Origin of the sequence: Corallococcus sp. AB011P (genome assembly GCF_003611605.1) — a bacterium.
Classification (GTDB): Bacteria; Myxococcota; Myxococcia; order Myxococcales; family Myxococcaceae; genus Corallococcus; species Corallococcus coralloides.
Genome location: NZ_RAVX01000038.1, coordinates 1 through 13,289 on the forward strand (window position 1 = coordinate 1; position 13,289 = coordinate 13,289).

Annotated in this window: 8 protein-coding genes; 3 read left to right on the forward strand and 5 right to left on the reverse strand. The window is 70.3% G+C overall.

Features of this window, described 5'->3' with window-relative positions; genetic code table 11:
* Together D7X30_RS40510 and D7X30_RS40515 are read left to right on the forward strand one after the other, a co-directional pair.
* A partial coding sequence (locus tag D7X30_RS40510) for a transposase (RefSeq protein WP_147443435.1) occupies positions 1-368 on the forward strand: 368 nt, incomplete at its 5' end.
* A gap of 266 nt (positions 369-634) precedes the next feature.
* Complete coding sequence (locus D7X30_RS40515) at positions 635-5,704, forward strand: tetratricopeptide repeat protein (RefSeq protein ID WP_120568330.1); 5,070 nt, start codon at positions 635-637, stop codon at positions 5,702-5,704.
* Positions 5,705-5,723: 19 nt separating this feature from the next.
* Here the strand turns inward: D7X30_RS40515 and D7X30_RS40520 are convergent, their stop codons facing one another.
* Positions 5,724-6,461 (reverse strand): molybdopterin-binding protein, encoded by a 738-nt coding sequence (locus D7X30_RS40520; RefSeq protein WP_120568331.1) that lies wholly within the window; start codon positions 6,459-6,461, stop codon positions 5,724-5,726.
* Positions 6,462-6,570: 109 nt separating this feature from the next.
* Between D7X30_RS40520 and D7X30_RS40525 the strand changes: the two genes are divergently transcribed.
* Positions 6,571-7,725: an acyl-CoA dehydrogenase family protein gene (locus tag D7X30_RS40525; RefSeq protein WP_120568332.1), complete on the forward strand. Its 1,155-nt coding sequence runs from the start codon at positions 6,571-6,573 to the stop codon at positions 7,723-7,725.
* Here D7X30_RS40525 and D7X30_RS40530 read toward each other — a convergent pair.
* The 4 genes from D7X30_RS40530 to D7X30_RS40545 are packed head-to-tail and all read right to left on the reverse strand — an operon-like array spanning position 7,718 to position 13,047.
* Positions 7,718-8,722: an NADPH:quinone oxidoreductase family protein gene (locus D7X30_RS40530; protein ID WP_158619472.1), complete on the reverse strand. Its 1,005-nt coding sequence runs from the start codon at positions 8,720-8,722 to the stop codon at positions 7,718-7,720. The two genes, D7X30_RS40525 and D7X30_RS40530, sit on opposite strands and share 8 nt — an antisense overlap.
* A gap of 4 nt (positions 8,723-8,726) precedes the next feature.
* Entirely contained in the window at positions 8,727-9,686 is a 960-nt protein-coding gene (locus tag D7X30_RS40535) for an aldo/keto reductase (protein ID WP_158619473.1), read from the reverse strand.
* Positions 9,683-10,210: a YiiD C-terminal domain-containing protein gene (locus tag D7X30_RS40540; RefSeq protein WP_158619474.1), complete on the reverse strand. Its 528-nt coding sequence runs from the start codon at positions 10,208-10,210 to the stop codon at positions 9,683-9,685. The genes D7X30_RS40535 and D7X30_RS40540 overlap by 4 nt, the downstream gene beginning before the upstream one ends.
* A gap of 59 nt (positions 10,211-10,269) precedes the next feature.
* Positions 10,270-13,047 carry a polyketide synthase gene (locus tag D7X30_RS40545; protein ID WP_120568336.1) on the reverse strand — a complete coding sequence of 926 codons (2,778 nt, stop codon included), beginning with the start codon at positions 13,045-13,047 and terminating at the stop codon, positions 10,270-10,272.
* Between the last annotated feature and the right edge of the window lie 242 nt (positions 13,048-13,289).

Genomic DNA, 13,289 nt, shown 5'->3' on the forward strand with positions numbered 1-13,289 from the left:
CTAAGGGGCCGCTGGGCCAGGCCATTTCCTACGCGCTGAAGCAGTGGGACGCCCTGACGCGATTCGTCTCCGACGCGCGCCTGCCCCTCGACAACAACCGCTCGGAATCGGCGCTGCGCAAGGCGGCCCTGGGCCGTAAAAACTTTCTCTTTGTCGGCCACGAGGCCGCGGGGGAAAACCTCGCTGGCCTCTATGCACTGGTGGCCACCTGCGAGGCCAACGGCGTCAATCCCGAGGACTACCTCGCGGATGTCCTGCTGCGCGTCCAGACGCACCCGCACTCGCGCATCGGTGAGCTGCTACCTCACGAGTGGAAGCGGCGACGCGCCGCTGACCCGCCCGAGTCACCCCTCCAGCCCAGTCCCTGAACAGCTCGCTCCTCGCGGCGCTCGCCGAGCACGGTCCGCGTTTGTCATCAAGCCTCCCGGCACGTCACTGGCCGGACGGTTACGTTGAATCCGATGGGAGGGGACCACGCACACCCTGCCCGGAACCGTCCCACCGCCCGCCCGCCTGCCCTCCCTGCACTCAAATCGCCAGGAAAGACGGGAAGTTGAGAGGCCGGCCGAGCGCGTGGTACGAACTCCCGTTCAGTCTCCCCCTCTCATTTCCAAAGTGCCTGGAGCCGGCTTCCATGAGCGAGAGCAATGACGTCACGCGGCCTTCGTCCCCCGCATCGGTGCCTCCCCCCGGGGCCCCCGAGGCTGGCGCGGCCCAGACACTCGCCCAGAACGTGAGCACCCTCCCCGCCCCCGTCCCCCAGGCCAGCGCCGAGGACGATGCCCGCGAGCGCATCGCTTCCATGGAGCGCGAGGCCAAGGCGCTCGCCACCACCGAGCCGCAGACCGCTGCCCTCCTGTTCCATGAGGTCGGTCTGCTCTGGGAAGAGCCGCTCAAGAATCCTCGCAACGCCGCGGTCGCGTTCCAGAACGCCTACAAGCTGGCGCCCCGGTTCCTCGCCAACATCCGCGCCGCTCGCCGCCTTTTCGCCGACGTCGGCAACTGGCAGATGGTCGTGCAGCTCATCGACGCGGAGCTCACCGCCTCCGAGGATCCTCGCCAGCAGGCGGCCCTCCTCTTCGAGAAGGGGCAGATCCTCGAGGAGCGCCTGTCCCGCGACAACGACGCCGCGGATGCCCTGCGCCAGGCCCTGGACCGCAAGCCCACCGACGTCACCCTCCTCACCCAGCTCGAGTCCGTCTACGCCGCGCGCAACGACGCGGGCGCGCTGGTGGAGATCTACCGGCTGCTCGCCACCGCCGTCGTCCCTCCGTCCCTTCGCGCCCACTACCTCACCTCCGCGGGCATGCTCCTGGAGGAGCGACTCAAGCAGAAGGACGCCGCCGCCGCTGCGTTCCGTGAGGCCTTCGCACTCGACCGCTCCGACCCGCTGCTCCAGGCCGCCATCAAGCGCGTCGCCGAGCGCGAAGGCCGCACCGACGAGCTCCTCTCCGCCCTCTTCTCCGAGGCCGAGGGCCAGGGCTCCCAGGGCGCTCCCGCGTACCTCCACATCGCCAAGGTCCATGACCGCCTGGGCCGCAAGGACGACGCCCTGTCCGCGCTGCTCGCCGCTCGCCGCGTGAGCCCTCATGAGCCGCTCGTGTTGAGCGCGCTCGCCGGCATCTACGAGACGCAAGGCCGCTTCGAGGAGCTGGCCGACGTGCTGCTCGCGTGGGTGGGCTCCATCAACGACGAGAGCGAGCTCGTCGCCATCAACCTGCGCCTCGCCGCGCTGTACGAGGACGACCTCAAGCGCGACCAGGAGGCCGCCGCCCGCTACCAGGCCATCCTCGCCCGCATCCCCAGCCATGCCGCCGCGCTCGCGGGCCTGGGCAAGCTGTCGTACCGGATGCAGAACTGGGAAGGGCTCGTCGCCGTCTTCGACGCGGAGGTCACCGCCGCCGAGGACGCCAAGGGCAAGGCCGCTCGCATGTACAAGGCGGCTGAGATTTTGGAAGAGCGCCTGGGCCGCCAGGAGGACGCCATTGCTCGCTACAACGCGTGCCTCCAGCTCCAGCCGGGCTACCTCCCCGCGCAGAAGGCCCTCACCCGCCTCTACGAGCGCCAGGGGCGCTTCGCCGAGCTGGTGTCGATGTTCGAGCAGGACCTGCTCCAGACGTCCGACCGCGATCAGGTCATCACCACGCTCAACAAGATGGCGGTCATCTACGAGGACCGCCTCGGTGACCTGGACCACGCCATCGAGTGCATGAAGCGCATCCTCGACCTGGCGTCGGATCACCTGCCCACGCTGCGCAACCTGGCCCGCCTCTACGAGCGCGCCGGACGCTTCCGCGAGCTGCTGGAGACCAACGACCTGGAGGCGTCCTTCGCCGGTGACACCAAGCAGGTGCTGTCGCTGCTCCACCGCAACGCGGAGATCCTCGACGAGCACCTGAAGGACCGCGTGGGCGCCATCACCGCGTATGAGCGCGTGCTCGCCCTGTCGCCCTCGTACCTGCCCGCGCTCAAGGCCCTGGGCCGGCTGTACGCGCAGGACGGCCGCTGGGAGAAGCTCATCGACATGTACCGCGCGGAGGCGGAGATCTCTCCCTCCACCGACGCGGCCGCCGCGCTCATCTACAAGATCGGCGAGCTGTACGAGCACCGCCTCAAGCAGGAGAACGAGGCGCTGGCGTCGTACCAGGAGGCGCTGATGCTGGCGCCCAGCTACTTCCCGGCGCTGCGCGCGCTCGCCCGCATCCACCGGGCCCACGAGGCGTGGGAGAGCCTGGTGGAGGTGCTGCGCGCGGACGCCGCCAACCGCACGGATCCACTGGAGCGCGCCAACGCGCTCTACCAGGCCGCCGCCATCTGGGAGGACCAGCTGGGCCGGCCCGAGCTGGCCATCGAGGGCTACCAGGAAGTGCTGCGCCTCACGCCGGGCCACGCCGCCACGCTGCGCGCGCTGGAGCGCCTGTACGTCGCTCAGGACAACGTGAAGGAGCTGGTGTCCATCCTCGACCGCGAGACGCAGGTGGGCCAGACGCCCGCGGCCAAGGTGACCGCGTACCTCAAGCTCGCGCGGCTGTACCTGGACCGCTTCCAGGAGCCGTCCCGCGCCGCGCAGTGCTGCGAGTCCGTGCTGGGCCTGGAGGCCGGCAACCTCACCGCCCTCATGCTGCTGGAGCGCATCCGCGTGTCGGACCGCGTCCGCCGCGCGGAGCTGCGCGCCCGCATCGCCGAGCGCGTCACCGACACGCGCCTGTCCAGCGCCCTGCGCATCCTGGCCGCCGCGGATCAGGAGAAGGGCCCGCCCTCCGAGCGCACCCTGGAGGTCTACCAGCGCGCCTTCGACGCGGACCCCTCTGACGCGCGCCTCGCCTTCGGACTAGAGCGCGTGCTGCGCCAGAGCGGTGACACCGCCGCCCTGTCGCGCATGTACGGCATGCGGCTGGCTGTCACCACCGACGCCACGGAGGCGCTGGAGCTGCTGCTGCGCGCCGCCGAGCTGGCGGAGAAGAACCCCGACCAGGAGCAGGCCGCCGCGCTGTACCGGCAGGCCCTGGAGCTCCAGGCGCAGTGCCTCCCCGCGCTCCAGGGCGCCCGCCGCGTGGCCCTGCGCCGGAGCGACTTCACCACCGCGCGCGCCATGATGGAGACCGAGGCCCGCGCGAGCCGCGACACCAAGAGCGCCATCGAGGGCTTCGTCGCCGCCGCGAAGCTCGCGGCCCAGAAGCTCAACGACCCGGACGGCGCCGCGGCCCTCTACCGCCTGGCGCTGGAGCGCGACCCGCTGCACCCGGGCGCGGCCACCGGCCTGGAGGAGCTGCTCGCGCAGCGCGGCGGTTCCTCCGACCTCGCGGCCCTGCACGAGCGGCGCGCGGAGGCCCGGCTCGCGCAGCGCGACGCGGAGGCCGCCGCTGCGGCGTACGTCACCGCAGCCCGCCTGCACAACGTGGCCCTGGGTGACCGGGCTCGCGCGCTCGCGGTGCTGGAGAAGGCCCTGGCGGCCCGGCCCGGCTTCCCCGACGCGCTGGAGACTCGCGGCCTGCTCCTCCTGGAGGCGCAGCAGTACGCGGAGGCCGCGCAGATGCTCGGCCAGCGCGTGCAGCAGGGCGGTGATCCTCGCGTGCTCGCGCAGCACCACCTGACGCTGGGCGCGCTCTACCAGCAGCACCTCAACGACCCGGGCCGCGCGGCGGCGCACCTCCAGACGGCGCTGGCCACCCTGCCCCGCCACCCGGAGGCGCTGGAGCGGCTGGCTACGGTGTACGCGCAGGGCCGCAACTTCGGCGGCGCGGTGGACTGCCTGCGGCGGCTGTTGGATCAAGACCTGCCCAACGACGCCCGCGCGCGCTTCACCGTGGAGCTGGCGCGCATCCACGAAGAGGGCCTGGGCGACGTCGCCTCCGCCACGGCGCTCTACAAGAAGGCGCTGGAGCTGACGCCGGGCGAGCCCGCGCTGGTGGACCGGCTGGTGGCCCTCTACGAGCGCCAGCGAAACCTGCCGGAGCTGGCGCAGATGCTGGAGGCCCAGGCCGCCGCCACCGCGTCCACGGACGTCAAGCGCGCGGTGTCCCTGCGCATGCGCGTGGCGAGCTTCTACGCCGGTCCTCTGACGGAGCCGGCTCGCGCCACCGTCATCTACCGGCAGCTCGTGGAGCAGGACCCGCAGAACCTCGGGGCCCGCGCCGCGCTGGCGGACCTGTATGGCCGCGATATGGCCAGCTTCCCGCTCGCCATCGAGGAGCACCGGCAGATCCTGCGCCAGGACCCCGCTCGCGTGGACAGCCTGCACGCGCTGTTCAGGCTGTGGGATGCCCAGAAGCAGCAGGACAAGGCGTTCGCCGTCGCCGCGGTGCTGACCTTCATGCGCGCCACCAACGAGGTGGAGCAGGCCTTCTACTCGGAGGCCCGCGCACGGCAGCCGCAGGAGCCGCGGGAAGCGCTGCCCGCCGCGGACGTGGACACCGTCCTCATGCACCCGGCCGCGCGCGGCCCGCTGACGGACCTGCTGCGCGCCATGGGTGAGCACCTGGGCAAGGTGTACCCGCCGCAGTTCGAGATGCTCGGCGTCAACCCGAAGCAGGACAAGCTCAAGTCGGACTCGGCCGTGTTCAAGGCCGTGCGCGCGGTGGCGCAGACCTTCGGCGTGGAGGAGTTCGAGGTCTACCTCGCCCGGCGCGGCATGTTGCAGCCGGAGACGACGGAGCCCCTGTCCCTGTGCGTGGGCCAGGACGTGGTGCGCCGCTTCAACGCCCGTGAGCAGAAGTTCCTCATCGGCAAGGCGGTGCTGGGCCTGCTCAACAAGACGGCCGTCCTCTCCAAGCTGTCCCAGGGCGAGACGGTGGACCTGTTCGGCAACGCCATCCGCGTCCACGTGCAGCAGTTCAACGGCCTGGGCCGGCGCAACGACGAGACGACGAAGCAGCTCAAGAAGGCCTTCAACCGCAAGGCGATGAAGGCCTCGGAAGGCCCCGCGCAAACGCTGTCCGAGCAGTCGAAGATCGACGTCGCGACGGTGGTGGACGCGCTCGGCTTCTCCGCGGACCGCGCGGGCCTGCTCGTCTGCGGCGACCCGTCCGTGGGCCTCACCATGGTGCTGCGCGAGGATCCGAACATCGTGGCCAACCGCCAGGACGGCACCACCGACGGCATCCTCCAGGCGGTGCGCGAGCGCGCGGACCTGAAGGCCCTGCTGTCGTGGCTGCTGACGGACGACTTCTTCCGTCTGCGTCAGCGCATCGGCCTGGCGCTGTAGTCGTCCCCCGAGCCCCGAGCTACTCCCGGCGGACCAGCGCGTCCGCCGGGAACCCCGCGAGCAGCCGGCCCACGGCGTCGTCCACGTGGGCCCGCTCCGGGGCCTCCACCGTCACCTTCACGCGGTAGTCCATGGCCGCGTCGAACACCGGATAGGAGCCGATGGCCACGTGGGGCATGTCCAGCGCCACGCGGTCCAGCACGGCGGCCAGGGCGCTCTCGCCCAGGTTGAAGTACAGGTTGACCAGGTGCACCGGCGTGCCGCGCAGCCGTGCGAGCACCGTCTCCAGCTGCATCCGGAAGAGCTGCGGCACCCCCGGCAACAGGAACATGTCCCCCACCGTCAGCACGGGGAACCACATGCCCGGCTGGGCCAGGAGCACCGCGCCCTCGGGGGCGTCCGCCAGGCGCAGCGACTCCGGCGTCACTGGCGACGTGCCCGCGCGGGCCTGGATGGCCGACACCATCTCCGGCAGGCGCACCACGGGCCGGCCCAGCGCGAGCGCCACCGCGCGCACCGTGACGTCGTCGTGGGTGGGGCCAATGCCTCCACTGGTGAAGACGTAGCGGGCCTTGCGCCGGGCGCGGGACACCGCGTCCACGATGGCGTCCACGTCGTCCAGGATGGTCTCCACCGAGACGAGCGGAATGCCCAGCTCCCGCAGCCGCTGGATGAGGTGGGGGCCGTTCTCGTCCTTCACCTTCGCGGTGAGGACCTCGTTGCCAATGATGATCGCCGCCGCGCCGGTCCGCTCCATGGAACCGAGGATTCTACTCCAACGGACCCCGGGGGTGGACTCGCGTGTTGCGCTGGCGCGGACCCGTCCTGTCCTGGAGTCAGCACGAGGGGACGGACATCCTTCGCGCATGGACTCCACCGAGACCCGGGACGCGATCCGCGCGTCCGTGCGCGCCCTGTGCAACCGCTTCCCTCCCAAGTACTGGCGCACCCTCGACGCGGAGCGTGAATACCCTCACGACTTCGTCAAGGCCCTCACGGAGGCGGGCCTGCTGGCCGCGCTCATCCCGGCCGAGTACGGCGGCGCGGGGCTGGGCCTGCGCGAAGCGGCCGTGGTGCTGGGGGAGATCAACCACTTCGGCGGGAACGCGTCCGCGTGTCATGCGCAGATGTATGTGATGAACGTGCTCTTGCGGCACGGCTCCGCGGAGCAGAAGCAGCGGTATCTGCCGGAGATCGCCGCGGGCCGGCTGCGGCTCCAGGCGTTCGCGGTGACGGAGCCGAACTCGGGCTCGGATACCACCGCCATCGAGACGACGGCGGTCCGGCGCGGGGACCGCTACGTCGTGAACGGGCAGAAGATCTTCATCTCGCGCGTGCTCCAGTCCGACCTGATGCTCCTGCTCGCTCGGACGACGCCCCGGGCGGAGGTGCGCAAGAAGACGGACGGGATGAGCGTGTTCCTGCTGGACCTGCGGAGGACGCAGGGGCTGGAGGTCCGGCCCATCCGGACCATGATCAACCATGCGACGAACGCGCTGTTCTTCGAGAACGTCGAAGTGCCCGTCGAGGGGCTGATCGGCGAAGAGGGCAAGGGCTTCTCGTACATCCTGGATGGCATGAACGCGGAGCGGGTGCTCGTCGCGTCGGAGGCCATCGGGGATGGCCGCTGGTTCATCGAGAAGGCCGTCACCTATGCGCAGGAGCGCGTCGTGTTCGGCAAACCCATCGGGGCCAATCAGGGCGTGCAGTTCCCCATCGCGAAGGCGCACACGACGCTCACGGCCGCGTCCCTGCTGACCGAGCAGGCCGCGACGCTCTTCGACAGCCACCAGCCCTGCGGGGCCGAAGCGAACATGGCGAAGTACCTGGCCGCCGAAGCCGCCTGGGAGGCCGCCAACGCCTGCATGGACACCTACGGCGGCTACGGCTTCGCCGAGGAGTACGACGTGGAGCGCAAGTTCCGCGAGGTGCGCCTGTTCATCAACGCCCCCGTGAGCCGGAACATGGCCCTGTCGTACATCAGCCAGCACGTCCTGGGGCTGCCCCGCTCGTTCACGTAGCGCCGGGCGGCGCGTCCCGGCCCTCGCGGACGTGGACCACGACCTTGCCGATGGCACGCCGCTCCGCGAGGGTGCGCAGGCCGTCGGCGGTCCGCTCCAGGGGCAACCGGAGGGTGATGCGCGGGAGGATGCGGCCCTGCGCGTAGCAGGCGAAGAGCTGCTCCATGGTTTCGCGGAGCGCCGCCGGGTCGTGGTAGCGGAAGTAGCGCAGCGACGACCCCAGCACCGCGCGGTGCTTCACGAGCAAGCGATGCGCGGGGATGCTCGGGGCCTGTCCCGCCGCGAAGCCCACGAGGACGTAGCGGCCTCCCCACCCCAGCGTCGAGAGCGCCGGGTCGAAGAGCGGGCCACCGACTGGATCGAAGCAGACGCTCACACCGGATGCTCCCGCTGCGGCGAGCACCTGCTCCTTCCAGTCTCCGTCAGCGTGACTGATGACGTGGTCCGCGCCCGCTTCACGCGCGATGGCGAGCTTGTCCTGCGTGCTCGCGACCGCGATGACGGTGGCCCCCAGGGCCTTGCCCAGCTGCACGGCCGCGAGCCCCACGCCCCCACTGGCGCCCAGCACGAGGAGCACCTCCGACGGCTTCAGGTGGGCGACGCGGATCAGCGCCAGGGCAGTGCTCACGTAGGCGCTGGTCAGCGCCGCGGCGACATCGAAGGAGACGCCTGCGGGAAGCAGGAAGGTCTCCCTCGCGGAGGCCACTGCCTGCTCGGCATAGCCCCCGTGCCACAGGATGGCCACGACGCGGTCACCGGGTTGGAAGCCCGAGCCTTCCGGTGCGCTGGCGATGGTGCCCGCTGCCTCCAGGCCTGGGACAAAGGGCAGCGCGGGCCGGGTCTGATAGGTCCCTCCAATCATGAGGAGGTCGGCGAAGTTCACGCTGCAGGCGTGCACGTCGATCTTCACCTCATCGGGCTTTGGGACGGGCGCAGGGACCTCCGCGAGGGTGAGCTGCTCGGGCCCGCCCCACGTCCCGCAGACAATCGCTCGCATGTCGTCACTCCTGGGTGGAAGGGGCCGTGAGGCTTCGCCAGAGGTCATCGTTCGCGGGCAGGCGTGACGCCTCGGTCACCAGTTGTTCGAGCTGCTCCGGGCTGCGCGCGCCGACGAGGATCGACGTCACGAAGGGACAGTGCACCAGCCACCAGGTGGCCAGGCCCGACGGTGACAGCGCGTGGGCGGCGGCCTTCGCCTTGAGCTGTTCGACGCGGGCCGCGTTCTCCGGGGTCCACGCCTTCGCGTAGAGGTCCCTGCGCTGTCCGATGCGCGTGCCCTCCGGAATGTCACCCGCGATGGCGTACCTGCCGCTCAGCAGGCCGCCCGCCAGTGGTGAATAGGGCGTGTACTGGAGCCCCAGCTTCGCGCAGGACTCCAGCACGCCGTTGTGTGCGTCATCCTGTTCGAGCAGGTTGAAGCGGTTCTGGACCCAGCCGAACCCCACCGGGCCTCCAGAGCGCGGAGCGGAACAGCGCCAGAGGTCGCTCGCGGTCACGTTCGACAGGCCGAAGCGACGGACCTTGCCCGCCCTCACCAGGGACTGGAAGGTGTCCAGGACGTCGTCCCACGGCGTGGCGGGGTCCGGCACATGCGCCAGGTAGAAGTCGAGCGTGTCGACGCGGAGCCGTGCGAGCGACCGGTCCACCTCCGCGAACACGTGCGTCCGCCCGAGCCCGCCACGAAGGCCCACCTTGGACGAGATGAGCACCCGGTCCCGCATCGCGGCGCCGCGTGATGCCAGCCACGCGCCGATGATGGCCTCGCTGGCTCCGTCCGCGTAGGTGCCCGCCGTGTCGATGAGGTTGATCCCCAGCGCCACCGCGCGATCCAGGAGCGCCTGCGCTTCGGCTTCAGTTTCCCCCTGGCCCAGCAGCTTTCGGGAACTCCCGATGCCTCCGAAGTTGGCCGCCCCCAAGGCGAAGACCGACACGTCGATGCCGCCCAGCTTTCGGTAGATCACGTCCGCCACGCCTCCGGAAAGGGCAACGCCAGGTCCCCCTCCCCCGCGCCGGAGGAAGCAGGCTGGCCCAGCAACGTGAAGTGCGCCGTGTAGGTCGCGGCGGGCTCGCCCTCGTCGATGAAGACCTGGGACGTTGCCGTGAGCCGCACCTTGCCTCCCTGACGAAGCGTGTCGGCTTCCAGCGCGGGCAACGTGTCACAGCGGGCCCGGTAGTCGCAGGCGATGGGCCGGTGGATGGCGAACTCACAGCGGCGAAGGAGGATCTGCACGGCGAGCCGCTCCGCCCACCCCGCCCGCACGAGCAACAACCAGGGAGCAAGCCCAGCGGCGGTGAACACCCCAGGACCGAAGGCCGTGCCCCGGTGATTGAGCGACGGCCCCAGCGGCGCAGCGAGCACGATGCGTCCGGGCTCGAACGACTCGAAGTGGATCCCGAGGAACTTCGTCATCGGGATCCGTGCATGGAGCTCCATGGCCAGCCGAGCCAGGACCGCCTCCAGTGCATCAAGGGGCTCACCGTTCACGGCCGGCTCCCCATGAACCGTTTCGAGCCCTGAGTGGGAAGCACCGTCTCTTGATGGGCTCACGCAGCGTCCCTGTCGTTGATGCATGGGGCCTGGAGGTCGGGACCGGCTTCGAGCACGACGTGGTAGTGGGTGCCTCCGCTTCCTGCGGCGTTGACGCCCGCGAAGCGCGCCTCCTTCAGCTCTTGCTGCTCCGTGGGGACGCGAAGGTTGTCGGCCGCGCCGACGAGCGGGGTCGTCACTCCGAGGGTCGCCGGCACCCGCTTCGCGGCCAGCGTGAACAGCGCCTTCATCAGGCTCGCGGCTCCAGCGGCCGCACCGGTGTGGCCGATGTTCGGCATGACGGCTCCCAGGGGAAGCGGCCTGGCTCGCGCGGTACCGAGCGTCCGTCCCAGGGCCGAGAGCTCCGCGCGGTCGCTTGCGGGATGCCCACTGCCAAAGCACTCCACGAAGGCGAGCGCGTCCGCCGACACATCACACCGTGACCAGGCGCGCCGGATGGCCAGGCTCATCGCGGGCTCGGAGACGAGTCCGTGGTCCTCGGGCGTTCCGAACGCGCTCCCGACCGCGCGGATGATCCCGAGCACCGGATCCCCTCGCTCGCGCGCATCCGACAAGCGTCGCAGCAGGCACACCGTGGCGCCTTCTCCAGGCAGGTAGCCGTCGGAGGCCGCATCGAACACCGTCGGCGTGTCACGCTGGGACAGAAGTCCCATCGCGCCCTCGTCGGCCATGCGCGTGACCCCGAGTCGCATGTCCGCGGTCGCCCAGAACACCGCGTCCGCTTCACGCGACGACAACCGGCCGCATGCGACGTCCAGGCCGCCCATGGACGACGCCGCACCTCCGGCTTCGATGGCGCAGGTGGGTCCGGTCAGATCGAACGCGCGGGCAATCCTCGCTGCCATGAAGCTCGGCGACAGGTTGAACAGGCTGCCGGCCCACAGCTCCGGCAGGTCACTCGACAGGCGCTTCATCGCCGCGCGCACGGTCCGGGCCACGCCCTTGGCGTCCTTGCCCGTCTCGCGCAACACGCGCTGGAGGTGCTCCTCTATCTCCGGCAGACGCGCAGCGGCGACCTGGAGCAGTCCGTACTCGCTGCAGTGCTCCGCGGAGACGACCACCGGGATGTTGCTTCCCCGTTCGATGGAGACCTTCGATGCCGCGCTTCGCGCCAGGTCCACCAGCAGGTAGTGGAGCGGATCATGCCGGAGGATGTCGGCCGGTCGTTCGTCGTACTGGCTTGCGTTGTCCGTGAAGCGGGACGCGTCCAGGTCCAGCGGCGCCCCGAGTCCGAACGGCAACCTCCGGAAGGCTCGGCGGCCGTGGAGCAGGTTCGTCCACAGCGTGGCAAGGTCGGGAGCGTCCGCGAACGCACCGGCCATCCCAACGATGGCGATGGGTTCGTCGCTCCTCGCGGGGCACCTCCGCGTGTCTCGCAGCAACGCCTGGGCTCGCTTGGGGGAAGGCCGGTCCTCCACCACCGCGTGGTAGTTCTGGCCTCCGCTCGCGATGGCGCTGACGCCGCCCATGCGCGGCTGCTCACCCGCGGGCCACGGCCGGGCGGTCTTCTCGACCTCGATGAGCCCTCCGGGTTCGAGCAGGCTCCGGGGCGTGTCCCCATGCACCGGTCCCGGAATGGCTCCGGACTCGAACAGGGCGAGCAGCGCGACCAGGTTCGCCAGCCCTGAAGCCTCCTTCGCATGCCCCAGGTTCCCCTTGATCGACATCACGGGCACCGGCGACGCGGGTTGGGCCTCCTCACCGTGCGCCTTCAGTGCGCGATCAAAGACCTTCGCCTCCACGGCGTCACCGGCCCGCGTCCCCGTGCCGTGCGCGAGGATCACCCCCAGCTCCCTGGGCTCCACGCCTGCCTGGTCGAGCGCACGCCCCACTGCCAGCCCGTGGCCTCGCGGATTCGGGACCAGCATGTACGCCTCGGCCGCTCCGTCGTTCGCCCCGCCGACGCCGCGGATCACCCCGTGGATGGGGAGCCGTTCCTGCGTCGCCCGCTCCAGGCTCGTGAGCACCAGCAGCACCACTCCGTCGGAGATGACCGTGCCGTTCCCCTTCTGGGCGAACGGGAAGCAGCCCTCGGACGACAGGAGGCGTGAGTTCGAATAGAGGACCTGGTTCACCGTGTCGACGTAGGACAGCGCGCCCGCGATGGCCCACGGCGCCCCCTTCGCGAGTTCCCTCGCCGCCAGTTCGATCGCGGCCAGACCGCCGGTGCAGTTCCCGTCCACGAGCAGCGCCTTCTCCGTGGTGCCCAGCTCCTCCGCGATGGCGCTCGCGAGCCGATGCGTGGCGCGCTCCCTCGGGTCCTCCACGAAGTCCGGCCCGAACGAGTCCCGGAGCGACTGGCGCACCTTCCGGGTGAGGTCCGCCAGCTCGTGATGGGAGAACTCATTCGGATGCGCGCCGTGCACGAGATACGGCTGGAGCTGACCCGCCACGGCCAGCACCGCGGCGTCGTAGAGCCCGTGGCCGCCACCGCGTGAGTGCGCGAGGAACACCGGGACGGGCTGCCCACCCAGCGAGCCAGGAGCCAGTCCCGCCGAAGCCAGGGCCCGGTGCGCCGTCTCCACTACCCACCGCTGCTGAGAGGCGTCCTCAACGAAGCCTCCCAGCAGCGTGGAGGTCCGAGCCGCGCCCACGGCCGCTGAAGGATCCAGATACAGGGCCCGGGGAATGCGCTCCTCCGGCCACTGGCCATACGTCGTCTTCCCTCCGTGAAGCACCTCCGCCAGCTCATCGAGAGTGCGAGCGCCAGGCAACACAAACGCAAAACCAGAGATCGCCACCGGCGCGATCCCATCCAGGCTTCCTTTCCGCATTGCAAATCAATGTAAGGCCATGATTCGAATGCGTCCACGACCAGCTGAATCACACACATCCCTGCCAACACACGAAGGCGCCAGCGCGATCCTACCTGACGTATTCAAGGGGTTTCATCGAGAGGACGCGCCCGCCCGCCGGGGAGCGTCGTTCCAGAGCCCAAGAGCGGCTGATATGATTTCAAGCTGCGCGCCCCATCCACAAACACTGTCAACGGCAAAATCCAGGGCGGGTTGACGCC

Bases quoted from the DNA above. Each gene is read 5' to 3' on its own strand.
- D7X30_RS40520 (WP_120568331.1), bottom strand. From the start codon at position 6,461: ATGGAGCGGACCGGCGCGGCGGCGATCATCATTGGCAACGAGGTCCTC.
- D7X30_RS40515 (WP_120568330.1), top strand. From the start codon at position 635: ATGAGCGAGAGCAATGACGTCACGCGGCCTTCGTCCCCCGCATCGGTG.
- D7X30_RS40545 (WP_120568336.1), bottom strand. From the start codon at position 13,047: ATGCGGAAAGGAAGCCTGGATGGGATCGCGCCGGTGGCGATCTCTGGT.
- D7X30_RS40530 (WP_158619472.1), bottom strand. From the start codon at position 8,722: ATGCGAGCGATTGTCTGCGGGACGTGGGGCGGGCCCGAGCAGCTCACC.
- D7X30_RS40525 (WP_120568332.1), top strand. From the start codon at position 6,571: ATGGACTCCACCGAGACCCGGGACGCGATCCGCGCGTCCGTGCGCGCC.